Below are 26,306 nucleotides of genomic sequence, written 5' to 3' on the forward strand. Positions count from 1 at the left end.
CGGCTTCGCCTTACCCGGCCTACAGGTGCGGTGTTCGTAGGCCGGGTGAGCACAGCGCCACCCGGCAACAGCACCCTCAGTTCTGCAACACCGACGACACCAGCAGCTGGGTGTACGGATGATGTGGATCGTCGAGCACGCGGTCGGTCAGCCCACTTTCCACCACCTGGCCCTGCTTCATCACCAGCAGACGGTCCGCCAGCAGGCGCGCAACGCCCAGATCGTGGGTGACAATCACCACCGCCAGGTTCAGCTCCACCACCAGGCCGCGCAGCAGGTCGAGCAGGCGCGCCTGCACGGAGACGTCCAGCCCGCCGGTCGGTTCATCCATAAACACCAGCTTCGGATGGGTGACCAGATTGCGGGCAATCTGCAAGCGCTGCTGCATACCGCCGGAGAAGGTCGTTGGCAGGTCGTCGATGCGCGAAGCGGGGATTTCCACCTCCTCCAGCCAGCGCTGCGCGGTGGTGCGGATGTTGCCGTAGTGGCGCGCGCCGGTGGCCATCAGCCGTTCGCCGATATTGCCTCCCGCCGACACCTGACGGCGCAGGCCGTCCATCGGATGCTGATGCACCACGCCCCACTCGGTGCGCAGCAGGCGGCGGCGCTCGGCCTCGCTCATGGCATACAGGGATTTGCCTTCATACAGAATGTCGCCGTTCTGCGGCGTCAGGCGCGCGGAGATAGACTTCAGCAGGGTGGTTTTACCGGAGCCGGACTCGCCGACAATACCCAGCACTTCGCCCGGCCACAGCTCAAACGACACGTCGCTAAAGCCTTTGCCCGGCGCATAAAGGTGAGTCAGGTTATTAACCGAAAGCAGCGGTTTCATTGGCCGTTCGCCTCGCTCTGTTGGCGGCAGTAATCGGTGTCGGAGCAGACAAACATACGTTTGCCCGTGTCGTCCAGCACCACTTCATCCAGATAGCTGTGTTTGGAGCCGCAGATGGCGCACGGCTCGTCCCACTCCTGCACCGTAAACGGGTGATCGTCAAAATCCAGGCTTTCGACACGCGTATACGGCGGTACGGCGTAAATGCGTTTTTCACGTCCGGCACCAAAGAGTTGCAGGGCAGGCATCATGTCCATCTTCGGGTTATCGAATTTCGGGATCGGCGACGGGTCCATCACATAGCGGCCGTTCACCTTCACCGGGTAGGCGTAGGTGGTGGCGATATGGCCGAAGCGGGCGATGTCTTCATACAGTTTGACCTGCATGATCCCGTACTCTTCCAGGGCATGCATGGTGCGGCTTTCGGTTTCCCGCGGCTCGATAAAGCGCAGCGGCTCCGGGATCGGCACCTGGAAAATCAAAATCTGATCTTCGGTCAGCGGAGTTTCCGGGATGCGGTGACGGGTCTGGATCAGCGTCGCATCCTCGGTTTTCTCTGTGGTGTTGACGCCCGTTACGCGCTTAAAGAAGTGGCGGATCGACACGGCGTTGGTGGTGTCGTCTGCCCCCTGATCGATGACCTTCAGCACGTCCGCTTCGCCGATCACGCTGGCGGTGATCTGAATGCCGCCGGTGCCCCAGCCGTACGGCATCGGCATTTCACGGCCACCAAACGGCACCTGATAGCCGGGGATCGCCACTGCTTTAAGAATGGCGCGGCGGATCATGCGTTTCGTTTGCTCATCCAGATAGGCAAAGTTGTAGCCGCTTAAGTTAGCCATTGGCGCGCTCCCGTTGCAGGCGTTTCAGCAGTTCCAGTTCGGCCTGGAAATCGACGTAGTGCGGCAGCTTGAGGTGCGAGACAAAGCCTGCGGCCTCAACGTTATCCGCGTGGGCCAGCACGAACTCTTCGTCCTGTGCCGGGCCGGAGACTGGCTCGCCGTAGTCCGGCGCCTGGAGCGCACGGTCAACCAGCGCCATCGCCATCGCCTTACGCTCGCTCAGGCCGTACACCAGCCCGTAGCCACGGGTAAAGTGCGGATCTTCATTGTCTGGCGCGACAAAACCGTTGACCATTTCACATTCGGTCATCAGCAGTTCGCCGATGTTCACCGCAAAACCCAGCTCTTCGGGCACAATGTCGATGTCGAGATAGCCGCTGCGGATCTCTGCCGCGAACGGGTGGTTGCGCCCGTACCCACGCTGTGTGGAGTAGGCCAGCGCCAGCAAATACCCTTCGTCGCCGCGCATCAGCTGTTGCAGGCGGGACGAGCGTGAGCACGGGTAGACCGGCGGCGTGCGGGTGATGTCATCCGGTGTGCTGCCGGTGTCCTCCTCCGCCTTCGCCAGCCCCTGGTTTGCCAGCAGGCTAAAAACGTGCGGAGAGGCGTCTTGTTCAGCGTCAGAGGCGTTGAGCTGAGGGGCTTCACCGTTCGCCAGCAGCGTGAAGTCCAGCAGACGATGGGTGTAGTCGTAGGTCGGGCCAAGGAGCTGGCCGCCGGGAATGTCTTTGTACACCGCTGAAATGCGGCGCTCTAAACGCATTTCTGCCGTGTTCACCGGCTCGCTCACCGCCAGCTTCGCAAGCGTAGTGCGGTAGGCGCGCAGCAGAAAGATAGCTTCCACGTTATCGCCGCTGGCCTGTTTCAGCGCCAGCGCTGCAAGCTCGCGGTCCGCGATGCCGCCTTCGGTCATTACGCGGTCGACGGCCAAATTTAACTGCTGTTCAATCTGGGCGACGCTGAGTTCGGGAAGCGCGTCATCCCCCCGGCGTCTGTGCTCCTGTAAGGCATGGGCGGCGGCGATCGCCTTTTCCCCCCCTTTGACGGCAACGTACATCAGCACACCTCCACGTGAGTGGTCCGCGGGATCGCCAGCAGGCGTTCGCCGCAGGTCAGGATCAGGTCAATGCCGAGCGGGAACGGGTGCGGACGCTCGGTCAGCTCATGGATGATGCACTCCGGCAGCTGGGGCGCGACCATCCGCTCGTCGGCGATGCCTGCGCCCGTCAGGCGAAGCATGCGGCCACCGCTCAGGCTGGAAACTTGCAGGATCAGCGTGGCGCTGGTTTCCGGTGCGACGGCGCTGCCTTCGCTCAGGGCGTTAAGCTGTTCATGGCTGATCTGTTCGTCGGCCACGGCAAAGACCGCCTGCTGGGGCTGCTCGACCAGCGGCGCGCTGGTGTGAAAGCGCAGGTTCTGGCTGGCGATATCGTTCAGCAATGCGCCTGACAGCCATACCGGGGTGTCGTTGTCCGCCAGTGTCAGCAGCACGCTGGTAGAGGCGAGGTTCAGCGGCAGCCAGCCCTGCGAAAGCTGGTGCAGCGAGACGATCACGCCGGGCTCGCTCATGGCCTTCAGCAGGCGACGGAAACTTTGTTGGGCATCCTGGACGGCCAGGGTAAAGGCAGGTTGAAGCGTCATGCGTTGTCTCCGCGAACGAGCGTAAAGAAGTTGACCCGGCTGGTGTTCACTTCGGCCTGACGCGCGGCAAGGCGTGCGGCGCGGTCAGCTTCCAGCGGGGCAATAAGGGTTTCCATTAACGTCTGGAAATGCGGGTGTTCCTGTAAAAGCGCGTCGATCACCGCGCAGCGCTCGGCGTGCGTTTTGTCGCGCCCAAGTACGTAGCTGTAACCCAGCGTGCCGCTGTTAAGGCGGATCACCGCGCGGGTGAGAGTGGCATCGCCAGCGAAGAAGCGCTCGCCGGTGCCGCCCATGCGTGCCTGGATCTGCACCAGGCCGATCTCCGGCGCGCGGATCGTGTCGTAGTCCGGCGTCAGGCCGAGAGCGTTCATGCGGGCGGCCAGCGCAGCAGGCTGGCTGTGGGCCAGCACGCGCATCCAGCGCTGACGAGTGGAGGTGTCGAAGTGCATTCAGTGCTCCATGGTGAATTCAATCATGTCGGCGCGGGTCAGGCTGACGGAGTATTCCGTTGCGTTGACCTCGCCGTCACGGTGGTTGAGGGTGCGCACGCAGAGCAGCGGGGCCATATTGGGAATTTCGAGCACCTTGCTCTCTTTCGCCTGCGCGCGACGGGCGCTGATGCGCGTCTGGGTGCGCTTGAGCGCAATGCCGGTCGCGTCCTGAAGAAAATCATGCAGGGAACCGTTGGCGAAATGTTGCAGCACGGGCCAGAGGGTGAGGTCCGCGAAGTAATGGTCAATCTGGCAGACCGCCACGCCGTTGACCCGGCGCAACGTGCGCAGGTGTACGACATTGTCTCCCTCCTGAATCCCGAGCGCGTCCGCCACGTGGCGGGAGGCCGGGCGCAGGACCGAAAGCAGCTTTTCGCTGGTGGGATGGCTGCCCTGATCGAGCAGGTTCTGGCTAAAACGCGCCTGGGCGTTGAGCGGGTAGTCAAACGGGCGCATCAGCACCAGCACGCCGACGCCCTGACGGCGCTGGACCCAGCCGCGATCGACCAGCTGGTCAATGGCGCGACGCAGGGTGTGGCGGTTCACTTCGTAGCGGTCGGCAAGCTGCTGCTCGGCGGGCAGGTAATCACCGCAGCGGTAGTGCGTGCGCAGCTCCACTTCGAGCCTGGCCGCAATCTCTTGCCAGCGGGTGGGGTAACTGGTCGGATGTCTGGATAAGTGCATACCAATCAAAGCCTCGCTTATCAGATGAAGTGCTTACGCAAACGTTGAGAGAGGAAATCCAGCAGGCTGACGGTGACGATGATAAGCACCATCAGGGCGCAGGTTTGCTGGAACTGGAAACCGCGAATCGCTTCCCACAGCGTGACGCCAATCCCGCCTGCGCCCACCATGCCGACCACGGTGGCGGAGCGAACGTTGGACTCGAAGCGGTACAGCGAGTAGGAGATGAGCAGCGGCATCACCTGCGGCAGGACGCCGTAGAGGATCTCTTCGATTTTGTTGGCGCCGGTTGCGCGAATGCCTTCCACCGGGCCGGGCTCGATGGCTTCAACCGCTTCCGAGAGCAGCTTGGAGAGCACGCCGGTGGTGTGGATGAACAGCGCCATCACGCCCGCGAAAGGTCCCAGACCGACGGCCACCACGAACAGCATCGCAAAGACCATTTCGTTGATGGCGCGACAGGCGTCCATCAGGCGACGCATCGGCTGGTATACCCACCACGGCACGATGTTCTCGGCGCTCATCAGGCCGAAGGGAATGGAGAGAATGACGGCGAGGGCGGTGCCCCAGACGGCGATTTGCAGGGTGATTGCCATTTCACCGAGGTAGTCCTGCCACTGGCTGAAGTCCGGCGGGAAGAAGTCGGCTGCGAAGGTCGCCATATTGCCGGAATCTTTGAAGAGCAGCAGCGGATCCATCTCTGCGCCTTTCCAGGAGATAACCAGCACCGCCAGCAGAATGGCCCAGCTTATGAGCGAGAACCAGCTGCGCTTCGGCGGCGGGAGGGTGATGGTTTGCATGTTTGACTCCGTGGGTCTTTGTGTACCGGATGGCGCGACGCTTATCCGGCCTACGATCCAAAATGTAGGCCCGGTAAGCGCAGCGCCACCGGGCGAAAAGCGTTACTGCACCGCTTTATTCACGCTGGTCATTGCGCCGAGCGCGGCGGTCAGGCGGTCGAGATCGTCGAGCTGCGCCTGAAGCTCAGAAACCTTGCTGGTTTTCTCTTCTTCCTTGAGCCCTTTGTTGTCCTTCACGCCCTGCATCTGTTTAAACAGCGCCAGCTGGCGAATCGGCACCAGCTGCAAATCGCTGGACGCGCGGAACGGTGCCCAGCCCAGGCGCGCCAGCACCGCTTTCTCTTCCGGCGTTTTGCCGTAGTTCATAAAGAAGTCGTAGACCTTGTCCTTGGTGCTTTCGGAGAGGTTTTTACGCCACACGATCGGGTCGCCCGGGATCAGCGGTGATTTCCAGATCACCTTCAGCGCTTTCAGCTTGTCCGGCGCGGAGGTCTTCAGCTTGTCGAGGTTTTCGGTGTTGTTAGTCGCAACGTCCACCTGCTTGTTCGCTACGGCCAGGGCGTTGGTTTCGTGGCCGGCGTTCACCGTGCGCTTGAAGTCGCTGGCGGAGATGTTGTTTTTCGCGAAGACGTAGTAGCCAGGGACGAGGAAGCCGGAGGTGGAGTTCGGATCGCCGTTACCAAAGGTCAGCTCTTTGCGTTTGGCGATCATGTCGTTAAGGGTGTTGATCGGGCTGTCTTTGTTGACGATCAGCACGCTCCAGTAGCCCGGGGAGCCATCTGCCGCAACGGTCTGGGCAAAGACCTGGCCGTTGGCGCGGTCCACCGCTTCCATGGCAGAGAGGTTGCCGTACCACGCGATGTCCACTTTGTTGAAGCGCATTCCCTGAATGATGCCCGCGTAGTCCGGGGCGAAGAAGGCGTTCACTTTGATCCCCAGTTTGGTTTCCATATCTTTCAGGAACGGTTCCCACTGCGGCTTCAGGTTTTGCTGTGATTCCGTTGAAATGATGCCAAAGTTCAACGCTTTTTCCTGCTCTTCGGCGTAGGCCGGGCTTAACAGGGTGCTGATGCTGAACATGCTGGTGAAGGCCAGCGCGGCAACGGCTTTGTAGTTCATTTCCATTCCTCGTTATCGGGGCGTTAAGCAGCCTGCGCGCGTTCTTCGACGCGGTTTACGCTGCGGTAGAGATGATCAAAACGTTCGTTATCAAACTGGTGGCTGGCGCCATCGAAGAACACGTGGCCCTGACGCAGGGCGACGATGCGCTCGCAGTAGCGCAGGGCGTAATCCACCTGATGCAGCGTCACCACCACGGTGATGCCGTCGTTCTGGTTGATGTCGCGCAGGGTTTCCATCACGATGCGCGCCGACTCCGGATCCAGCGAGGCGATGGGCTCATCGGCCAGAATGATTTTGGCTTTCTGCATCAGGGCGCGGGCGATGGCGACGCGCTGCTGCTGCCCGCCGGACAGCGTGGACACGCGCTGGTGGGCGAAATGCGCCATGCCGACGCGAGTCAGCGCCTGTAAGGCTTCTTGTTTCTGGGAAGGGGAGAACCAGCGCAGGCAGGTACGCCAGAACGGGGTGCTGCCGAGCGCGCCAATCAGCACGTTCTCGAGCACCGTCAGGCGGTTCACCAGGTTGAACTGCTGAAAGATGTAGCCCGTCTGGGCGCGGCTTTTGCGAATATCGCTCGCCAGACGGCCCGCATGCTGCACGGTGTTACCCAGCAGCTCGACGCGGCTTTCCGGCGTTTTGTCACAGGTGATAAGGCCGCTTAAGTGGCGCAGAAGGGTAGATTTTCCTGAACCGGACGGCCCCAGCAGCGCTACCATTTCGCCCTGCTGGACGGTCAGATCAACGGCATGCAGCGCCTTGTTATGATTGAAGGTTTTGCTCAGTTTCTCGACGCGGATGACAGTGTGCATGTGCTGGGCCTCACGATAAATGTGGCCTCATGCTGGCGCATCAATATGACATTTGGGTTAAGTCTCGGTTGCGGAAAGTTGAAGAGTTGAGGGGGATTTGATGACAATCACCGTAGGCCCGGTCAGCGCAGCGCCACCGGACGCTTTTGCCGGATGCGCTGCGCTTATCCGGCCTACGATTTAACGACGTTAATCATCCACGGCACGCCGTATTTATCGGTCACAGTACCGAAACCGTGCGCCCAGAAGGTTTCCTGCCAGGCCATTTCGATATTCCCGCCGTCGGCAAGGTTGTCGAACCAGCGCTTGCCTTCCGATACATCCTGGGTGTCGAGCACCAGCGTGAAACCCGCGTATTGCGCGTTGCTGCCAGGCGGTATCCCGTCGCTCATCATAATATCGCTGCCCGCGATGCGGACGTTAGAGTGGGCGATGGCGGAATCCGGGAACTGCATGCCTGACGGACAGCCTTCTTCGCTGTTTTCGTCTTTAGGCATTTCGCCGAAGGTGATTTTGTAGAGGAGTTCTGCGCCGACGGCCTGCTGATAGAAGGCGGTGGCCTCCGCACAGTTACCGGCGAAAGAGATGTAGGGACTTAACGGCATAATCTTTACCTCACGTAGGAAAAGCCCGTTAAGTGTAGTTCCCGAACGCCCGGTAAGCGAAGCGTCACCGGGCGGGTAAATCAGTTCTTTTTCACGAACTCAGATTTCAGTTTCATCGGACCGAAGCCGTCAATTTTGCAGTCAATATTATGATCGCCTTCAACCAGACGGATATTTTTGACTTTAGTGCCGATCTTCAGCATGGAGGAGCTGCCTTTTACCTTCAGATCTTTCACAACGGTAACGCTGTCGCCGTCTGCCAGCAGATTGCCGTTCGCGTCTTTTACGATCGGCGTATCGCTGTCCTGCTCTGGCTCCGCATCGTTCCATTCATGAGCGCATTCCGGGCAAACGAACATGCCGTTGTCTTCATAGGTATATTCAGAATTGCATTTCGGGCAGTGGGGAAGTTGCATGTTGGTATCCTCAAAAGTGTTAACACGCTGGAAAATGCCAGCTAAATGACGGCAGTATGCCGAAAAAGGCAGCGAGTATAACGCAAATCCCCACTTTTGTCGGTGATATTGTTTAAGGAAAATAGTGCGCCAGCGCGCCAGAGATGACGCGTACCGTCAGTGAATAAAAAGAAGCGTATGCCCTGAACGGAAGAGAGCGAAGGGATGTTAAATATATCGAATATTTTATTACAGCAAATTGCTACGCTGGGCCATTTCGGATAAGGTGAAGGAACAAGCCGTTATTTATCTCCCTCTCTGAGGCCATACATCTTTTGGCGTCAGGGAATACCTCTCTTTTTTGGTGGGTAAATAACGATGATATATCCTGATGTTTCCTGAAAATGCGTTTTGTCTATTCACTTTTGGCTTTCTGGCCAGAGGGATGTTTTACACGTATTACAAGTCGGGATTTAAATTCTCATTACCTTCAGTTAGTTGTATTAAATGAACATGTTTTCCATACGTGATCATATAAGCCTGAAAAGTATAATTAAAACAATGTGGCTTAATAAAAGTAATAAATTTGCGTTAAGGAAAGGCTTTTATCATGCACACACAGACCATATTTGAATTAAGCCAGGAAGCTGAACGTTTGTTACAGCTCGCGCTGAACAATCTTGATTCATTAAAATCAATGCCGATTGCAAAGCTGGATAGCACAGCCGCTGCCATGAGCGGCGTTAATAACAACGTTTTGCCATTACATTTTAGCGCCCGGGGCGTCGACGCGCAGCAGGCGATGCTGAATAACGAATTACGCAAAATAACCCGCCTCGAAATGGTGCTGGCGATTGTGGGTACCATGAAGGCGGGAAAATCGACCACCATTAATGCGATTGTGGGCACTGAAGTACTGCCGAACCGCAATCGTCCGATGACGGCACTTCCCACGCTGATCCGCCACACGCCGGGCCAGAAGGAGCCGGTGCTGCATTTTTTGCACGTTTCGCCTATTGATACCCTGATCTCCCAGCTACAGAAGAAGTTGTGCGATAACGACCGCGGCAAGCTGGCGCGGCGGCTGGAGATCGACAAGGACATGAATACGCTGCTGGAGCGCATCGAAAAAGGCGAGGCGTTTGAAAAACACCACCTCGGCGCGGAGCCCATCTTTCATTGTCTGAAAAGCCTGAACGATCTGGTGCGGCTTTCCCAGGCGCTGGGCGTGGAGTTTCCTTTTTCTGAGTATGCCGCGATTGAACATATACCGGTGATTGAGGTGGAGTTTATGCACCTCGCCGGTCTGGATGCGCACCTGGGGCAACTGACGCTGCTCGACACGCCGGGGCCGAACGAGGCCGGTCAGCCGCACCTGCAAAAAATGCTCAGCGAACAGCTGGCGCGCGCCTCCGCCGTGCTGGCGGTGATGGACTATACCCAGCTTAAATCCATTTCTGATGCAGAGGTTCGTCAGGCAATTTCGGCGGCGGGGAAATCCGTGCCGCTTTATGCCCTGGTCAATAAATTCGACCAGAAAGATCGTAACAGCGACGATGAAGAGCAGGTGCGGGCGATGATTTCCGGCACGCTGATGAAAGGAAATATCTCTCCAGGGAAAATTTATCCGGTCTCGTCCATGTGGGCCTATCTGGCGAACCGTGCCCGCTATGAGATGAACTTCCACGGGCGGCTACCCGATCATCAGGATCAGCCCTGGGTGCAGGATTTTGCCGAGGCTGCGCTGGGTCGCCGCTGGCGAACGGCCGATCTGGACGATATTGACCATATTCGCCATGCGGCGGATCTGCTGTGGGAGGATTCGCTGTTCGAACAACCGATCCGTAAATTGATTTACGCGGCTTACGCCAACGCCTCGCTGTTCGCGCTGCGGTCGGCCTCGCATAAGCTGCTCAATTATGCGCAAAACGCCAGAGAATACCTGGATTTTCGCCATCAGGGACTGACGGTCGCCTTTGATGAGCTGGAGCGGAATATTACACGCCTGGAAGAGGATATGGCGATGCTGCATCAGCGGCAGAGCGTGGTGGGCGATGAAGTCCAGCATGAAGTAGAAGAGGCGCTCAACGCAACGGACGCATTCCTGCTTCGTCAGAAAGGTGAGCTTCACCAGGCGCTGGCCGACATCTTTAGCCGCCCGTCTGTTCTTGATTTAGCGGGAGGCGACCCAGCCCGTTTGCGTGCAGACGACGCGGATGCGATCCAACAGCTGGTGCTTGACGATGAAGGGCAGGCGCAGATTGTGCTGAGTAAGATCCGATCGTCATGCGAGCGGATTATGCTGGATGCGCAGAGCAAAATCGGCCGGGAGCTGGCGTTACGCTTCGATCAGCTGGAATCCACGCTGGCCCGATCGCTGAATGAGGCGATGCGCCCCATCGAGACGCGAATTAAAGAACAGCTCAGTCATGCCGGCTTTCGGGCGCGGATTAGCTTTCCTGCGTTTCAGGCAAACCAGCTTAATTTCAATACGCGCGGCCTGTTTAATGATGCCATTGTGCAGGACATCCCTCCCGCCACTCCGCCAACAGGGGCGGGCAGCGTGCGCGATACCGTCGCGCGCTGGCTCAATCATCCCGGCTGGGGCTGGGAAGAGTACGTGGTGACGCGCACCCGATATGTTATCGACATCGCTCAGCTCCGTGGCAAATTTACGCAGCATACCGATCAGTTTTGCGATCAAATCCGTAAAGCTTTGGCCGCGCAGGTCGATGTCTCTGTTACGGCGGGTATGGCAACGTTCTTTGCGGAGTTTTCGTTATGCCTGACCGGGTTACAGGAAAGCTTGCGTGATAGCCTTGCCGTGCGGCAGCAGAATGAGCACTCAACCCGAGCGCTTAGCCAGTTGTTGAAGCAAAGTATGACCACTGCGGCGTGGATTCAGGAAGATACCCGACTGTTACGCGATGATATTCAAACCCTTTTCGCGGCAGAGCAACCATGACAACACGGCTACTGGACGGTCCCGGGCGGACGCTGGAGTGTATTCATCCAAAATTTATGGTCGATTTGGTCCAGGGGGCGGATGCTGCACGTCACTCTCTTCTGGGGCCACAGCAGCTGCAATTTCGTGAGCGTTTGACGCAGGAGATTGTTACGCAGACCCGGCTGCGGCCGTGGGCAATGGCGGGAATGCTCAACGAAAATGCAGCACTACGGCTGGGGCTGGCGGAGAAACTGGTCGGTATGCTCGACCCCGGACACCTTGCGCTGACCCGTATGGCAGACAGGCTGGTAGCCCTGCGCCAGCAGGTTAATCCACGCATCTCTCAGTCTCCCGGATTGTTGCAACAGTACGAAGCGCTCTCCGCCCGTTTCAACCAGCGTGCCGCCTATAAAGAGAAAGCGCTCGCGCAGCGCGGCCTCATAGTTCAGGCGGGTGAGCACAGCGAACAAATTTTTACCCGCTGGCGAGCCGGGCAGTATGACGGCTGGTCGCTGGCTGGCCGCTGCTTTATCGCGCTGGAAGAGTTGCGCTGGGGCGCTTTTGGCGATGCCTGTCGTCTGGCGAATGGCGATGTGGCGGCCATGCTGAAAGATAACCTGCGCAGCATGGCCGCAAACTATCTGGCCCAGGGGATTAATGCCTCTCCCGCGACCCGGCATTTTTACCATCAGTGGCTGTCCACGCCCGCCTCTCCTGGCCTGCTGGAATATAAAGGTATGCTGGGCTGGCTGGGGGACTGGTGTCAGGCGGATAAACATCCGGTGGGCTGGTCAGTGACGCAGAGCTGGCAAACGGTGGCGCTGGGCATGCCGAGACTCTGTTCGGCAAAACGGCTGGTGGATGGCATGGTGGAAGAGATGTTTGGTGCGTGATTGCCCCCTCTTTTAAGGAGGGGGCGAACGGCTTAGTGGTGCATTTCTACCGCTTTAGGTTCTGCCTGGGTCTCAGGCACATGGCCAAAGCGTCTGGCGTACAGCGCCGTGATGATCGGGACCAGAATCGCCGTCACAATCACGCTGGCGGCAACCAGGGCCGTGGCGGACGCGGCAACCGGTTCAAAGGCCGGGTTAATCTGGGCGATAATCACCGGGTTGGCTACCGCAGCGCCTGCGGCTGAAGAAGCGGCCACGCCCGCGGTTCCGTTGCCGCCCCCGATGACGCGGTCTGCGATAATCAGCGGAATACCCGTGATGATGATGACGGCAACACCCAGCACAATCCCCAGCAGGCCGGTTTCCAGAATTACGTTCAGGTTGATGGTATTGCCCAACGCGAAGCCGAAGAACGGGATCAGTACCGGGGTGGCTTTGCTGAAGAAATCGCGCAGATCGTGATCGAGGTTGCCCAGCGCAAAGCCAATCAGGAACGGCAGGATCGCCCCGACAAAGTGGTGTGGTTCAAAAGAGGCAAGGCCGGCAGAACCCAGAATCAACATGGTCATCAGCGGACCCGATTCCAGGGACATCAGCACGAACGCACCCGATTCTTCTTTGGTACCATATTGATTCATCAGGCTGGCATAGAGTCCGCCGTTGGTCATATCCATTGCGGAGACAATGGCCAGAACGGATAATCCGGCGAAGAAGCCGGTCTGAATGCCATTCTCCGGAATGAACATCGCACAGATCATGGCAACGACCCAGGCGACCGCAATTTTGGTAATGACCAGCGTCCCTGATTTACGTAATACCGTACCTGTTGCACGCAAGTTAATAGACGCGCCGATACAAAAGAACCAGACTGCCAGAATCGGAACCGTTCCGGTAATCATACCTTTTGTAAAACCACCAAAATAAGCACCGGTGTTCGGGGCCAGCGTATTTAATATCGCACCAAGTACCAGCGGGACCAGCATCATCCCACCCGGGATGCGTTCTATTGTTGCTTTAATCTTCATCATTAACCCTCACATCTCGCCCGCGTGGCTGGCGGAAATCTCAAAAAATAGATCAACAAATTCAATAAATTGCCCTTTGCGGGGAACAATCGATTCGTGACTTATGCTGTAAAGCGACATTAAGGCTTTCTGTGTTCCTTCATGTGAAAGCCGTTGAGATAACGTGTTCTGATTTATCATGCGATCTTTGGAATTGTGATTCAATGAAAATAAAACACTGTTTTAGTTATCTTCGTCACATATTGGAAGTAAACAGGAATCCACGCTGTTAATAATTAAATTTTGTGTAAATTCGGTGTGAAGAAATGTGATTGTTTTTCGTTTTAAGAGGAATAATAACGGGCGTTAAGATGTGTTTGATAAGGGGGTTGAGAATGACCTTATTTATAGTGAATTGACAAAACCTGAAGCCAACTTACGCGCAGGAAAAATATATGTGAAGTTGATCACATATATAAACGCTGGTAGGGTAAAAAGGTCTTTAACTGCCCTGACAGGCGTCAACAGGTTCGGTTGTATCGACATAAAACGTCAATGTAAGTAAACCTGCTACGCTTGAATAAGGAGATTCGCATGGAGCGGATCTCGCGTTCACAGCCTGAAATGCGCTGTGAATTGGACGGGGCTGAGTCTACGAGGAAAGCTATGCTTAGAAGGAAAAAAGTAAAACCCATCACGCTGCGCGATGTCACCATTATTGATGACGCGAAACTGCGCAAAGCGATTACAGCGGCCTCGCTCGGTAATGCGATGGAGTGGTTCGATTTTGGTGTCTACGGCTTCGTTGCCTACGCGCTTGGTAAAGTGTTCTTCCCCGGTGCCGATCCCAGCTTGCAGATGATTGCCGCGCTGGGTACGTTCTCTGTTCCCTTCCTTATTCGTCCTCTCGGTGGCCTGTTCTTCGGCATGCTGGGTGATAAATATGGTCGCCAGAAGATCCTGGCTATTACCATTGTCATCATGTCGATAAGTACATTCTGTATCGGCCTTATTCCGTCCTATGCGACCATTGGTATATGGGCGCCTATCCTGCTGCTGATCTGTAAGATGGCGCAGGGCTTCTCGGTTGGCGGCGAATATACCGGCGCATCGATTTTTGTCGCCGAGTATTCCCCGGACCGTAAACGCGGCTTTATGGGCAGCTGGCTCGACTTTGGCTCGATTGCCGGGTTCGTCATGGGCGCAGGGGTTGTGGTTCTGATCTCGACCGTCGTCGGTGAACAGAACTTCCTCGACTGGGGCTGGCGTATTCCGTTCTTCCTGGCGCTGCCGCTGGGCATCATCGGTCTTTACCTGCGTCACGCTCTGGAAGAGACGCCTGCGTTCCAGCAGCACGTTGAAAAGCTGGAGCAGGGCGACCGCGAAGGGTTGCAGGACGGTCCGAAAGTGTCGTTCAAGGAGATTGCGACCAAACACTGGCGCAGCCTGCTGACCTGTATCGGTCTGGTGATTTCCACCAACGTGACCTACTACATGCTGCTGACCTATATGCCGAGCTACCTGTCGCATAACCTGCACTACTCGGAAGATCACGGCGTGCTGATTATTATCGCCATCATGGTGGGTATGCTGTTCGTGCAGCCGATTATGGGCCTGCTGAGTGACCGCTTTGGCCGTAAGCCATTCATCATTCTCGGTAGCGTCGCGCTGTTCGCGCTGGCTATTCCGGCCTTTATCCTGATTAACAGCAACGTGCTGGGGCTGATTTTCGCCGGCCTGCTGATGTTGGCGGTGATCCTTAACTGCTTCATTGGGGTAATGGCTTCTACGCTGCCGGCAATGTTCCCGACGCATATTCGCTACAGCGCGCTGGCGGCGGCCTTTAATATCTCCGTTCTGATTGCGGGCCTGACGCCGACGCTTGCCGCTTCACTGGTGGAGAGCACGCAGAACCTGATGATGCCTGCTTACTATCTGATGGTCATCGCGGTGATCGGCCTGATTACCGGTATTACCATGAAGGAGACGGCGAACCGTCCGCTGAAAGGGGCAACGCCTGCGGCGTCTGATATTCAGGAAGCGAAGGAGATCCTGCGCGAGCACTACGATAACGTAGAGCAGAAGATTGAAGATATAGACGCAGAGATTGAAGAGCTCCAGAAAAAACGTTCTCGCCTGGTTGACCAGCATCCGAGAATTAACGAGTGATAAAAAAACCCGCCGCTGGCGGGTTTTCTTTTATTAGCATCCTGCGGCGATGTAATCCCCGTTGGCGCTAATGGGGATCACCGTCAGGAACAGGACAGTCGCGAACAGGATCAGCACAACCCCTCCGGCAATTTTGACCATCGGCACCATCCAGTTCAGCGAAGAGCCGCCGCCAAACCAGGCGACTGTTCGTTCACGGGCGTAACGTACCGCCAGCGATAGCCCCATAATCGACAGCGCCGTGCCCAGCGACATTGTCATCACAGCAGCAATCCCCCAGCTAACGATGCCGAGCGCATTCGAGAACATCAGGATCATAATTGCCCCGCTGCACGGGCGTGCGCCAATGGCCAGCACCACGCCCAGACGGGTTTTCCAGTCGCTTTTTGCCAGATCCACCCCTACGCCGTGATGGCCGCAGCCACAGCGTTCATCATGCTGGTGAAGCGGCTTGATGGCGTTAATCGCCATTTTGCGCGGACGCAGGCTGCTTAGCGCCTGATAGATGATAAACGCACCGAAGGCGGCAATCAGTACGGCGCTGATTTTCTCGACATACCAACGGCTGGTGCTGATATCCCCTGACGCGAGGTTCAATCCAACCGCCAGGATAAAGACAAAGAGGATCGCGCTGACGCCCTGCATCAGGCTACCGATAAACGGTACGACGCGCGCCGCGAGCTGGCTCTCTTTATTAGTAGTGAGATACGTGGCGACGATAAATTTGCCGTGCCCCGGTCCAACAGCATGGAGTACGCCATAAAGAAATGCACCGGTTAACAACCACAGCCCACCGCTGTACTGATGGTTATTAAGTTGCAGCAGATACATCACCAGATAACGGTGCAGGGCGATCTGGGTGGCGAGGCACCACTGTATAAAAGCATTCCAGTGAGTATGAAGAACAAAACCTGCCGTAAGCAACACCAGCACGGTGAGCCCGGCGGTTGGGATACGCCAGTCTCGATGAAGTCGCTGTGTCGTCATGATGTTGACCCATGAGAGAAATATTTGCCGCTAGTATAGTGTTCAATTGAGTGGATCACACAAGGATCGTCAATGGATTGTGGATAACTCTGTGCGTAAAAGGGTATAAGGCGGGGTTTTGCTGGGGAATACAGCAGTCAGCCATTTTTTTGCAACTTTTCTGTTGCGGTCGCTCGGGAACTCCCTATAATGCGCCTCCATCGACACGGCGGATGTGAATCACTTCACGGACAATCCGGTCGGTTGAAGAGAAAAAATCCTGAAATAACGGGTTGACTCTGAAAGAGGAAAGCGTAATATACGCCACCTCGCGACAGAGCGCTGAAGCGCGTCGCAACTGCTCTTTAACAATTTATCAGACAATCTGTGTGGGCACTCAAAGTGACATGGATTCTTAACGTCGCAAGACGATAAATGAATACCAAGTCTCAACGAGTGAACACGTAATTCATTACGAAGTTTAATTCATTGAGCATCAAACTTTTAAATTGAAGAGTTTGATCATGGCTCAGATTGAACGCTGGCGGCAGGCCTAACACATGCAAGTCGAACGGTAACAGGAAGCAGCTTGCTGCTTTGCTGACGAGTGGCGGACGGGTGAGTAATGTCTGGGAAACTGCCTGATGGAGGGGGATAACTACTGGAAACGGTAGCTAATACCGCATAATGTCGCAAGACCAAAGAGGGGGACCTTCGGGCCTCTTGCCATCGGATGTGCCCAGATGGGATTAGCTAGTAGGTGGGGTAACGGCTCACCTAGGCGACGATCCCTAGCTGGTCTGAGAGGATGACCAGCCACACTGGAACTGAGACACGGTCCAGACTCCTACGGGAGGCAGCAGTGGGGAATATTGCACAATGGGCGCAAGCCTGATGCAGCCATGCCGCGTGTATGAAGAAGGCCTTCGGGTTGTAAAGTACTTTCAGCGGGGAGGAAGGTGTTGAGGTTAATAACCTCAGCAATTGACGTTACCCGCAGAAGAAGCACCGGCTAACTCCGTGCCAGCAGCCGCGGTAATACGGAGGGTGCAAGCGTTAATCGGAATTACTGGGCGTAAAGCGCACGCAGGCGGTCTGTCAAGTCGGATGTGAAATCCCCGGGCTCAACCTGGGAACTGCATTCGAAACTGGCAGGCTAGAGTCTTGTAGAGGGGGGTAGAATTCCAGGTGTAGCGGTGAAATGCGTAGAGATCTGGAGGAATACCGGTGGCGAAGGCGGCCCCCTGGACAAAGACTGACGCTCAGGTGCGAAAGCGTGGGGAGCAAACAGGATTAGATACCCTGGTAGTCCACGCCGTAAACGATGTCGACTTGGAGGTTGTGCCCTTGAGGCGTGGCTTCCGGAGCTAACGCGTTAAGTCGACCGCCTGGGGAGTACGGCCGCAAGGTTAAAACTCAAATGAATTGACGGGGGCCCGCACAAGCGGTGGAGCATGTGGTTTAATTCGATGCAACGCGAAGAACCTTACCTACTCTTGACATCCAGAGAACTTAGCAGAGATGCTTTGGTGCCTTCGGGAACTCTGAGACAGGTGCTGCATGGCTGTCGTCAGCTCGTGTTGTGAAATGTTGGGTTAAGTCCCGCAACGAGCGCAACCCTTATCCTTTGTTGCCAGCGGTTAGGCCGGGAACTCAAAGGAGACTGCCAGTGATAAACTGGAGGAAGGTGGGGATGACGTCAAGTCATCATGGCCCTTACGAGTAGGGCTACACACGTGCTACAATGGCGCATACAAAGAGAAGCGACCTCGCGAGAGCAAGCGGACCTCATAAAGTGCGTCGTAGTCCGGATTGGAGTCTGCAACTCGACTCCATGAAGTCGGAATCGCTAGTAATCGTGGATCAGAATGCCACGGTGAATACGTTCCCGGGCCTTGTACACACCGCCCGTCACACCATGGGAGTGGGTTGCAAAAGAAGTAGGTAGCTTAACCTTCGGGAGGGCGCTTACCACTTTGTGATTCATGACTGGGGTGAAGTCGTAACAAGGTAACCGTAGGGGAACCTGCGGTTGGATCACCTCCTTACCTTAAAGAACCTGCCTTTGTAGTGCTCACACAGATTGTCTGATGAAAAGTAAATAGCAAGGCGTCTTGCGATTGAGACTGTACGTCCCCTTCGTCTAGAGGCCCAGGACACCGCCCTTTCACGGCGGTAACAGGGGTTCGAATCCCCTAGGGGACGCCACTTGCTGGTTCGTGAGTGAAAGTCACCTGCCGTCATATCTCAAAACTGACTTGCGAGTCATGTTTGAGATATTTGCTCTTTAAAAATCTGGATCAAGCTGAAAATTGAAACGACACACAGCTCATGTGTGTTCGAGTCTCTCAAATTTTCGCAATCAGAAGTGAAACATCTTCGGGTTGTGAGGTTAAGCGACTAAGCGTACACGGTGGATGCCCTGGCAGTCAGAGGCGATGAAGGACGTGCTAATCTGCGAAAAGCGACGGCGAGGTGATATGAACCCTTGACCCGTCGATGTCCGAATGGGGAAACCCAGTGCAATCCGTTGCACTATCGTTAACTGAATACATAGGTTAACGAGGCGAACCGGGGGAACTGAAACATCTAAGTACCCCGAGGAAAAGAAATCAACCGAGATTCCCCCAGTAGCGGCGAGCGAACGGGGAGCAGCCCGGAGTCTGAATCAGCTTGTGTGTTAGTGGAACGGTCTGGAAAGTCCGACGGTACAGGGTGATAGTCCCGTACACGAAAACACACTTGTTGTGAACTCGAAGAGTAGGGCGGGACACGTGGTATCCTGTCTGAATATGGGGGGACCATCCTCCAAGGCTAAATACTCCTGACTGACCGATAGTGAACCAGTACCGTGAGGGAAAGGCGAAAAGAACCCCGGCGAGGGGAGTGAAAAAGAACCTGAAACCGTGTACGTACAAGCAGTGGGAGCCTCTTTTATGGGGTGACTGCGTACCTTTTGTATAATGGGTCAGCGACTTATATTCTGTAGCAAGGTTAACCGTATAGGGGAGCCGAAGGGAAACCGAGTCTTAACTGGGCGTTAAGTTGCAGGGTATAGACCCGAAACCCGGTGATCTAGCCATGGGCAGGTTGAAGGTTGGGTAACACTAACTGGAGGACCGAACCGACTAATGTTGAAAAATTAGCGGATGACCTGTGGCTGGGGGTGAAAGGCCAATCAAACCGGGAGATAGCTGGTTCTCCCCGAAAGCTATTTAGGTAGCGCCTCGTGAATTCATCTTCGGGGGTAGAGCACTGTTTCGGCTAGGGGGCCATCCCGGCTTACCAACCCGATGCAAACTACGAATACCGAAGAATGTTATCACGGGAGACACACGGCGGGTGCTAACGTCCGTCGTGAAGAGGGAAACAACCCAGACCGCCAGCTAAGGTCCCAAAGTCATGGTTAAGTGGGAAACGATGTGGGAAGGCACAGACAGCCAGGATGTTGGCTTAGAAGCAGCCATCATTTAAAGAAAGCGTAATAGCTCACTGGTCGAGTCGGCCTGCGCGGAAGATGTAACGGGGCTAAACCATGCACCGAAGCTGCGGCAGCGACACTATGTGTTGTTGGGTAGGGGAGCGTTCTGTAAGCCGTTGAAGGTGGCCTGTGAGGGTTGCTGGAGGTATCAGAAGTGCGAATGCTGACATAAGTAACGATAAAGCGGGTGAAAAGCCCGCTCGCCGGAAGACCAAGGGTTCCTGTCCAACGTTAATCGGGGCAGGGTGAGTCGACCCCTAAGGCGAGGCCGAAAGGCGTAGTCGATGGGAAACAGGTTAATATTCCTGTACTTGGTGTTACTGCGAAGGGGGGACGGAGAAGGCTATGTCAGCCGGGCGACGGTTGTCCCGGTTTAAGCATGTAGGCGGAGGTTCCAGGTAAATCCGGTACCTTTTAACGCTGAGGTGTGATGACGAGGCACTACGGTGCTGAAGTGATAAATGCCCTGCTTCCAGGAAAAGCCTCTAAGCATCAGGTAACACGAAATCGTACCCCAAACCGACACAGGTGGTCAGGTAGAGAATACCAAGGCGCTTGAGAGAACTCGGGTGAAGGAACTAGGCAAAATGGTGCCGTAACTTCGGGAGAAGGCACGCTGATATGTAGGTGAAGTCCCTGCGGACGGAGCTGAAATCAGTCGAAGATACCAGCTGGCTGCAACTGTTTATTAAAAACACAGCACTGTGCAAACACGAAAGTGGACGTATACGGTGTGACGCCTGCCCGGTGCCGGAAGGTTAATTGATGGGGTTAGCGGCAACGCGAAGCTCTTGATCGAAGCCCCGGTAAACGGCGGCCGTAACTATAACGGTCCTAAGGTAGCGAAATTCCTTGTCGGGTAAGTTCCGACCTGCACGAATGGCGTAATGATGGCCAGGCTGTCTCCACCCGAGACTCAGTGAAATTGAACTCGCTGTGAAGATGCAGTGTACCCGCGGCAAGACGGAAAGACCCCGTGAACCTTTACTATAGCTTGACACTGAACACTGGTCCTTGATGTGTAGGATAGGTGGGAGGCTTTGAAGCGTGGACGCCAGTCTGCGTGGAGCCAACCTTGAAATACCACCCTTTAATGGCTGGTGTTCTAACGTAGACCCGTAATCCGGGTTGCGGACAGTGTCTGGTGGGTAGTTTGACTGGGGCGGTCTCCTCCCAAAGAGTAACGGAGGAGCACGAAGGTTGGCTAATCCTGGTCGGACATCAGGAGGTTAGTGCAATGGCATAAGCCAGCTTGACTGCGAGCGTGACGGCGCGAGCAGGTGCGAAAGCAGGTCATAGTGATCCGGTGGTTCTGAATGGAAGGGCCATCGCTCAACGGATAAAAGGTACTCCGGGGATAACAGGCTGATACCGCCCAAGAGTTCATATCGACGGCGGTGTTTGGCACCTCGATGTCGGCTCATCACATCCTGGGGCTGAAGTAGGTCCCAAGGGTATGGCTGTTCGCCATTTAAAGTGGTACGCGAGCTGGGTTTAGAACGTCGTGAGACAGTTCGGTCCCTATCTGCCGTGGGCGCTGGAGAATTGAGGGGGGCTGCTCCTAGTACGAGAGGACCGGAGTGGACGCATCACTGGTGTTCGGGTTGTCATGCCAATGGCACTGCCCGGTAGCTAAATGCGGAAGAGATAAGTGCTGAAAGCATCTAAGCACGAAACTTGCCCCGAGATGAGTTCTCCCTGAGACTTTAAGTCTCCTGAAGGAACGTTGAAGACGACGACGTTGATAGGTCGGGTGTGTAAGCGCAGCGATGCGTTGAGCTAACCGATACTAATGAACCGTGAGGCTTAACCTTACAACGCCGAAGATGTTTTGGCGAAGAGACACGATTTTCAGCCTGATACAGATGAACAGAATTTGCCTGGCGGCTTTAGCGCGGTGGTCCCACCTGACCCCATGCCGAACTCAGAAGTGAAACGCCGTAGCGCCGATGGTAGTGTGGGGTCTCCCCATGTGAGAGTAGGGAACTGCCAGGCATCAAACAAGAAGAACCCCGTACCGTAAGGTGCGGGGTTTTTTGCTTTGTGCGCCGGAAATCAAGCCGGATGGCGGCTTCGCCTTATCCGGCCTACAGGTTTTGTAGGCTCGGTAAGCGCAGCACCACCGGGCAATGCTAATCGCACGATCTTACCGGGAAGAGATAACAGGAATAAAAATAAGGTAAGGTTTTGATAAACGCAGAAAAGCAAAAACCCAGCCATAGGCTGGGTTCTTTGAATAGTGGTGCCCGGACTCGGAATCGAACCAAGGACACGGGGATTTTCAATCCCCTGCTCTACCGACTGAGCTATCCGGGCAACGGAGCGCATTAAACCGCAATCGCGCGCGATCGTCAACATTATTTCGGGAAAAGCTGTTCAACTGCTTAAGTTTGCGGCAATCTGTCCGTTTGTGCGCTGAAATTGCACAAATCTTCCAGACAGTTCAGGCAAGCTATGACAATGCTGACGGTAAAGAGGAGGGCAGTATGGCAAATGACTGGCTTGAGCTGCGTCAGCATGCAGAAACAGGTATTGAAACAATCAAGGCACATTTCGAAGGGCACGCCTTTGATCCCCACTGGCACGACAGCTATCTGGTCGGAATAACCCTTTCCGGCACGCAGCAGTTCCACTGTCGGCGTGAACGGCACCATAGCCAGCCGGGCGATGCTTTTTTACTTGAGCCTGGTGAAATCCATGACGGTGATGCGCCGGTAGAGGGTGGCTTTACTTATCTGACCTTTTATCTCGATGAACGCTGGCTCACCCGTACGCTTCAGGGTCTGTACGACGCGACTCCCGGGAGCTACACCCTCCACTTTGCCCAAACGCTGACGCGGGAGCCTCAGCTGGTGCGCTCTATCGGTGATACGTTCGCCTCGTTGCATAACGATGAAATGAAAATCGTACAGCAAAGCACAATGGATAACCTGCTCTCTCAGATTACAGCCCACTGCCACTGGCGTAAGAGGCTTCCGTCTCAGTTACAAAGCTCCGCCGTGGCGCATCGTGCCCGTGACTATCTCTATGCGCATATCGGCGAAAACGTGGGGCTATCAGACCTTGCGCGTGAGACGGGGACGGATCGCTTTACCCTCACCCGCTGCTTTAAGCGCGAGTTTCACCTCGCGCCGCACGCCTGGCTTATCCAGCTGCGTCTGGCAAAGGCCCGACAGATGCTGGCGTGTGGGGGACTGCCTGTTGATGTTGCCACGGCAGTGGGTTTTGCCGATCAAAGCCATCTTGGTCGCTGGTTCCAGCGGGCGTACCGTATTTCTCCGGCACACTACCGTCGGTTGTGCACAAACCTTCCAGACGTTTCCAGAAAATAACGGCACATTCATGGCTCTACTAAAAAGGAGCCACCTGTGAATTTATTATCCTTTCTGCTGTTTGCGTTTGTCGCCTCCATTACGCCGGGGCCAACCAATATTCTGGTGCTGGCTAACAGTCAGCACTTTGGCGTAAAAAATACGGTACCTGCGATCCTCGGTGGGTGTATTGCCGCCAGCGCTATTGTCCTGGTTTCCGGCGCAGGGGCAGGAGAAGCGTTACGCCAGTATCCGCTGATACGTCAGGTGATGAGCTGGGCGGGCGTGCTGTGGCTTTCCTGGATGAGCTGGCAGCTGTTTAGCGCCCCGGCCGCGAATCTCTCCTCCAGACGCCCTGTACGATTTACCGCCCGGGCGGCGGCGTTATTACAGGTTGTGAATCCGAAAACCTGGATGATGGCGCTGGCAGTCGTCAGCCTGTTTGCGCCGGCAAGCGACCATGCATTACGGGATATTGCGCTGATGGCGCTATGGTTCCTGACGATCTCAGTGGTCTGTTTGTTGTGCTGGGCGTGGCTGGGGAAGGCGGTAAACCGGATTTTCCGCACCACCGTGGCGATGGTGCGATTTCAGCGCGTGATGGCGCTGTGTTTGTTTATCTCCGCCTGGACGGGAATGCTGGCTTAGGTCAGTGCACCACCCATACGGCACTGTGCAAACCGCAAAATATCTTCCGCCAGACGGTGCGCCGTATCCACATCAGCCTGGCTACGGTTCACCAGCATACGGCTCAGGCAACCTTCCAGCACCAGCTCCATCTGCTTCGCGACCATCGCCGGGTCATCCACTTCAAGTGTGGTCAGCAGCTCGTGTGTGAACTCGTGCGCCGCACGTTTTTGCTGATCTGCCAGCTGATGGATAGGATGTCCGGGATCGGGGAAGTAGGTGCAGGCGGCGATAAACAGGCAGCCAGGGTAACGGTTGTTGGTGACACACTCCGTCAGCGCGGTATAGCGTGCCAGCAACTTTTGCTCGGTGGTCAGTTCTTCATTCAGCATCAGCTGCCTGCGCCAGATATCCACCTGCTGGCTGAGATAGCGCAGGGCATCATAAAGCAGCGCCTCTTTATCCGGCCAGAAGCGCTTAAGTTCATCCAGAGGGTAATCGATACGGTCGGCTACCATCTCAAGCGTGGTGCTGGCGATCCCTTGAATCTCAAGTAATTGCAGGGCTTGTCCCAGTACGTCTTCGCGTTGCACGGTTATCTCCTCCGCTATTCCCAACGGTTTGTCCCGTCTAAAGTGTTGTTTACGGTTGGCGATTGCGCAAATGCGCGTTGAATGCCGTCGCGTCCATAAACCCGGTTACACGCTGCGTCGGCTGTTCTGCCCCCTGTTCGTTGAAGAACAGGATGGTAGGCAAACCGAGCACGTTAAGTTGCTTCAGCAGCGCCTTATCCTGCGCGCTGTTGGCGGTAACGTTCGCCTGAAGCAGAACGGTATCGCTCAGCGCGTGTTGTACCTGCGGATCGCTGAAGGTGTATTTTTCAAACTCTTTGCAGGCCACGCACCAGTCGGCATAGAGATCGAGCATGACCGGTTTGCCTTTCGCCTGCGTCAGGGCGCGGTTAAGGTCATCCACGTTCTTAATCTGTATAAAATTCAGATGAGCCTGCGTCTGACCTGTCGGGGTGCCAAACGCCCAGTCCTGCAAAGGACGGACGCTCACCAGCGCGGCCGCCAGCAGAAGGATCTGTACCAGACGCATCCACGGCTTCTTCGCACCCAGACTCACGATAAACGCCCAGCTGAAGAAGGCCACGCCGAGCATCGCCCACAGACGTGTACCCCAGACATCACCGATGATGCGTTCCAGCAGGAATACCGGGAGCGCCAGAATGACAAAACCGAACGCGGTTTTCACCGTCTCCATCCACGGGCCGCTTTTCGGCAGCAGACGATTGCCAAACACCGTCACCAGGATCAGCGGCAGGCCCATGCCGAGCGCGTAGAGGTACAGCGTGCCGCCGCCGAGCCACAGGTTGCCGCTCTGGGCAATGTATAACAGGATGGCGCTCAGCGGCGCGGTGGTGCAGGGAGAACAAATCAGACCGGCGATGGCACCCATAGCGAACACGCCGCCCGCAGAGCCACCCTGCTGACGGTTGCTCATCAGCGTCAGTCGGGTTTGCAGGGAAGAGGGCAGTTGCAGGGTAAACAGGCCAAACATCGACAGCGCCAGCAGAATAAACACCGCTGACAGCCCGATAAGCACATAAGGGTGCTGAAGGGCTGCCTGGAACTGCAATCCAGCAGCAGCGACCACGAGGCCAAGCGCGGTATAGGTTAGCGCCATGCCCTGCACGTAGATAAAGGCCAGCACCAGCGAGCGGGCGGTGGAAAGGCGTTGCTTGCCGCCCAGCACGATGCCAGAGATAAGCGGGTACATGGGCAGTACGCAGGGCGTAAAGGCGATGCCGATACCAATCAGTAACGCCCATAACGCGGAGAAAGGCAGGTCAGCGCGGCCTTTGGCCTCTTCGCTCGCATGAGGCGGAGAAGCCGCGGCTACGCCTTTGACTTCACTCAGCGGCACGACTTTTGTTTCCGGCGGATAGCAGAACCCGGCGTCGGCACACCCCTGATACGTCACCGTCAGGGTAGCGCCTTTATCCGCCTGATTCACCGTGACGGGCACGCTTAAGCGCTGGCGATAAATTTCACTTTTGCCGTAGAACTCGTCCTCGTGCCATTCGCCAGCGGGCATCTGCAATGCGCCAACGTCAGCCTTTGCTGGCGTGATGCTGACCTGCTTGCGGTAGAGGTAGTAACCCTCTTTCACCTGCCAGGTGAGGCTGAGATCGTGCTGGTTTTGCTGAAAGTCGAAAACGAACGCCTGGTCGGCTGGAATAAAGTTCGAACGGCCGGGTGCGTCAAACAACCCGGCAAAAACTGACGTGCTGCACAGCAGCAGGATCAGCGTAAAGAAGCGTTGAGCCATGAGAGATAATCGTTATCGCCGTGGACTACTGGCAGCACCAGCAGCTCCGGGGTTTGGTATGGATGATGAGACTTGAGGCAGTCGAGGAGCGCCTGCTGGTTAGTCAGATTGGTTTTGAGCAACATCTGGACTTCGTACTCTTGCTCCAGCTTGCCTTCCCAGTAATAAAGGGAGGTTGCGCCGGGTAAAAGCGTGACGCAGGCAGCCAGTTTTTCGGCCAGCACTTTGGCGGCGAGATCCTGGGCAGAGGCTTCATCAGGGGCGGTACACAGTACAACAACAGCATCAGGCGTGTTCACAAGTCGACCTCCTCATCACGAAAGTCTTCACTATATCACGCCATGCGATTGGTC

Annotated in this window: 21 protein-coding genes, 2 tRNA genes and 3 rRNA genes; 9 read left to right on the plus strand and 17 right to left on the minus strand. The window is 56.0% G+C overall.

The annotated features are described in order from the left end of the window. Nucleotides 1–76: 76 nt before the first annotated feature. The 11 genes from phnK to DBR02_RS12390 all read right to left on the minus strand — a co-directional run bounded on the left by phnK (nucleotide 77) and on the right by DBR02_RS12390 (nucleotide 8,242). Nucleotides 77–832, minus strand: coding sequence for a phosphonate C-P lyase system protein PhnK (gene phnK, locus DBR02_RS12340; RefSeq protein ID WP_107534484.1), 756 nt, complete (start codon nucleotides 830–832; stop codon nucleotides 77–79). Beyond that, nucleotides 829–1,674 (minus strand): alpha-D-ribose 1-methylphosphonate 5-phosphate C-P-lyase PhnJ, encoded by an 846-nt coding sequence (phnJ, locus tag DBR02_RS12345; protein ID WP_107534485.1) that lies wholly within the window; start codon nucleotides 1,672–1,674, stop codon nucleotides 829–831. The genes phnK and phnJ overlap by 4 nt, the downstream gene beginning before the upstream one ends. Continuing rightward, complete coding sequence (locus tag DBR02_RS12350) at nucleotides 1,667–2,731, minus strand: carbon-phosphorus lyase complex subunit PhnI (protein WP_107534486.1); 1,065 nt, start codon at nucleotides 2,729–2,731, stop codon at nucleotides 1,667–1,669. The genes phnJ and DBR02_RS12350 overlap by 8 nt, the downstream gene beginning before the upstream one ends. Beyond that, the gene (gene phnH / locus DBR02_RS12355; protein WP_028015210.1) at nucleotides 2,731–3,315 is read right to left on the minus strand and encodes a phosphonate C-P lyase system protein PhnH; all 585 of its coding nucleotides are present in this window, start codon (nucleotides 3,313–3,315) and stop codon (nucleotides 2,731–2,733) included. Before phnH ends, DBR02_RS12350 begins: the two co-directional genes overlap by 1 nt. Next, nucleotides 3,312–3,764: a phosphonate C-P lyase system protein PhnG gene (gene phnG / locus DBR02_RS12360; protein WP_107534487.1), complete on the minus strand. Its 453-nt coding sequence runs from the start codon at nucleotides 3,762–3,764 to the stop codon at nucleotides 3,312–3,314. The genes phnH and phnG overlap by 4 nt, the downstream gene beginning before the upstream one ends. Continuing rightward, nucleotides 3,765–4,490, minus strand: coding sequence for a phosphonate metabolism transcriptional regulator PhnF (gene phnF / locus DBR02_RS12365; RefSeq protein WP_107534488.1), 726 nt, complete (start codon nucleotides 4,488–4,490; stop codon nucleotides 3,765–3,767). It lies immediately after the preceding gene. A 20-nt stretch (nucleotides 4,491–4,510) separates the two neighbouring features. Then, nucleotides 4,511–5,290, minus strand: coding sequence for a phosphonate ABC transporter, permease protein PhnE (phnE, locus tag DBR02_RS12370; RefSeq protein ID WP_032646912.1), 780 nt, complete (start codon nucleotides 5,288–5,290; stop codon nucleotides 4,511–4,513). Nucleotides 5,291–5,392: 102 nt separating this feature from the next. Next, the gene (gene phnD, locus DBR02_RS12375; protein ID WP_063865480.1) at nucleotides 5,393–6,409 is read right to left on the minus strand and encodes a phosphonate ABC transporter substrate-binding protein; all 1,017 of its coding nucleotides are present in this window, start codon (nucleotides 6,407–6,409) and stop codon (nucleotides 5,393–5,395) included. Nucleotides 6,410–6,432: 23 nt separating this feature from the next. Next, the gene (gene phnC / locus DBR02_RS12380) at nucleotides 6,433–7,221 is read right to left on the minus strand and encodes a phosphonate ABC transporter ATP-binding protein (RefSeq protein ID WP_063865479.1); all 789 of its coding nucleotides are present in this window, start codon (nucleotides 7,219–7,221) and stop codon (nucleotides 6,433–6,435) included. 173 nt (nucleotides 7,222–7,394) lie between these two features. After that, on the minus strand, nucleotides 7,395–7,826 hold the full coding sequence (yjdN, locus tag DBR02_RS12385; RefSeq protein WP_107534489.1) for a VOC family metalloprotein YjdN: 432 nt from the start codon (nucleotides 7,824–7,826) through the stop codon (nucleotides 7,395–7,397). 80 nt (nucleotides 7,827–7,906) lie between these two features. After that, complete coding sequence (locus DBR02_RS12390; protein ID WP_063449823.1) at nucleotides 7,907–8,242, minus strand: zinc ribbon domain-containing protein YjdM; 336 nt, start codon at nucleotides 8,240–8,242, stop codon at nucleotides 7,907–7,909. A gap of 589 nt (nucleotides 8,243–8,831) precedes the next feature. Here DBR02_RS12390 and crfC point away from each other — a divergent pair. Both crfC and DBR02_RS12400 read left to right on the plus strand, forming a co-directional pair. After that, nucleotides 8,832–11,186 (plus strand): clamp-binding protein CrfC, encoded by a 2,355-nt coding sequence (gene crfC, locus DBR02_RS12395; protein ID WP_107534490.1) that lies wholly within the window; start codon nucleotides 8,832–8,834, stop codon nucleotides 11,184–11,186. Beyond that, entirely contained in the window at nucleotides 11,183–12,061 is an 879-nt protein-coding gene (locus DBR02_RS12400) for a diguanylate cyclase regulator RdcB family protein (RefSeq protein ID WP_107534491.1), read from the plus strand. Before crfC ends, DBR02_RS12400 begins: the two co-directional genes overlap by 4 nt. 32 nt (nucleotides 12,062–12,093) lie before the next feature. On the opposite strand, the gene kdgT is transcribed toward DBR02_RS12400, so the two are convergent. Then, on the minus strand, nucleotides 12,094–13,086 hold the full coding sequence (gene kdgT / locus DBR02_RS12405) for a 2-keto-3-deoxygluconate transporter (RefSeq protein WP_063865474.1): 993 nt from the start codon (nucleotides 13,084–13,086) through the stop codon (nucleotides 12,094–12,096). A 645-nt stretch (nucleotides 13,087–13,731) separates the two neighbouring features. Here kdgT and proP point away from each other — a divergent pair. Then, nucleotides 13,732–15,234, plus strand: a complete 1,503-nt coding sequence (gene proP / locus DBR02_RS12410; RefSeq protein WP_063449819.1) for a glycine betaine/L-proline transporter ProP — start codon at nucleotides 13,732–13,734, stop codon at nucleotides 15,232–15,234. Nucleotides 15,235–15,267: 33 nt separating this feature from the next. Here the strand turns inward: proP and DBR02_RS12415 are convergent, their stop codons facing one another. Beyond that, on the minus strand, nucleotides 15,268–16,221 hold the full coding sequence (locus DBR02_RS12415; RefSeq protein ID WP_107534492.1) for a nickel/cobalt transporter: 954 nt from the start codon (nucleotides 16,219–16,221) through the stop codon (nucleotides 15,268–15,270). 485 nt (nucleotides 16,222–16,706) lie between these two features. Here DBR02_RS12415 and DBR02_RS12425 point away from each other — a divergent pair. The 4 genes from DBR02_RS12425 (at nucleotide 16,707) to rrf (ending at nucleotide 21,676) form a co-directional block, all read left to right on the plus strand. Continuing rightward, nucleotides 16,707–18,248, plus strand: a 16S ribosomal RNA gene (locus tag DBR02_RS12425). An 84-nt stretch (nucleotides 18,249–18,332) separates the two neighbouring features. After that, nucleotides 18,333–18,408, plus strand: a tRNA-Glu gene (locus tag DBR02_RS12430). A 182-nt stretch (nucleotides 18,409–18,590) separates the two neighbouring features. Then, nucleotides 18,591–21,495: ribosomal RNA gene (locus DBR02_RS12435) — 23S ribosomal RNA — on the plus strand. A gap of 65 nt (nucleotides 21,496–21,560) precedes the next feature. Beyond that, nucleotides 21,561–21,676 (plus strand): 5S ribosomal RNA (gene rrf / locus DBR02_RS12440). The 16S, 23S and 5S rRNA genes sit together here with 1 tRNA gene alongside, the layout of an rRNA operon. A gap of 245 nt (nucleotides 21,677–21,921) precedes the next feature. Here rrf and DBR02_RS12445 read toward each other — a convergent pair. After that, nucleotides 21,922–21,997, minus strand: a tRNA-Phe gene (locus DBR02_RS12445). A gap of 170 nt (nucleotides 21,998–22,167) precedes the next feature. On the opposite strand from DBR02_RS12445, the gene DBR02_RS12450 reads away from it, so the two are divergent. Together DBR02_RS12450 and DBR02_RS12455 are read left to right on the plus strand one after the other, a co-directional pair. Then, the gene (locus DBR02_RS12450) at nucleotides 22,168–23,013 is read left to right on the plus strand and encodes an AraC family transcriptional regulator (RefSeq protein WP_102749857.1); all 846 of its coding nucleotides are present in this window, start codon (nucleotides 22,168–22,170) and stop codon (nucleotides 23,011–23,013) included. A 36-nt stretch (nucleotides 23,014–23,049) separates the two neighbouring features. Further along, nucleotides 23,050–23,640 carry a LysE family translocator gene (locus DBR02_RS12455; RefSeq protein WP_107534493.1) on the plus strand — a complete coding sequence of 197 codons (591 nt, stop codon included), beginning with the start codon at nucleotides 23,050–23,052 and terminating at the stop codon, nucleotides 23,638–23,640. Here the strand turns inward: DBR02_RS12455 and DBR02_RS12460 are convergent. From DBR02_RS12460 to cutA, 3 genes are read right to left on the minus strand one after another with little or no spacing between them, the layout of a single operon-like run. After that, nucleotides 23,637–24,212, minus strand: coding sequence for a transcriptional regulator (locus DBR02_RS12460; RefSeq protein WP_022646797.1), 576 nt, complete (start codon nucleotides 24,210–24,212; stop codon nucleotides 23,637–23,639). The genes DBR02_RS12455 and DBR02_RS12460 overlap by 4 nt on opposite strands. Before the next feature lie 49 nt (nucleotides 24,213–24,261). Further along, nucleotides 24,262–25,953 carry a protein-disulfide reductase DsbD gene (locus DBR02_RS12465; RefSeq protein ID WP_107534494.1) on the minus strand — a complete coding sequence of 564 codons (1,692 nt, stop codon included), beginning with the start codon at nucleotides 25,951–25,953 and terminating at the stop codon, nucleotides 24,262–24,264. Further along, nucleotides 25,929–26,252, minus strand: coding sequence for a divalent cation tolerance protein CutA (gene cutA, locus DBR02_RS12470; RefSeq protein WP_003855908.1), 324 nt, complete (start codon nucleotides 26,250–26,252; stop codon nucleotides 25,929–25,931). The genes DBR02_RS12465 and cutA overlap by 25 nt, the downstream gene beginning before the upstream one ends. Nucleotides 26,253–26,306: the final 54 nt, after the last annotated feature.

This window comes from Enterobacter cloacae complex sp., from assembly GCF_900322725.1.
Lineage (GTDB): Bacteria > Pseudomonadota > Gammaproteobacteria > Enterobacterales > Enterobacteriaceae > Enterobacter > Enterobacter quasihormaechei.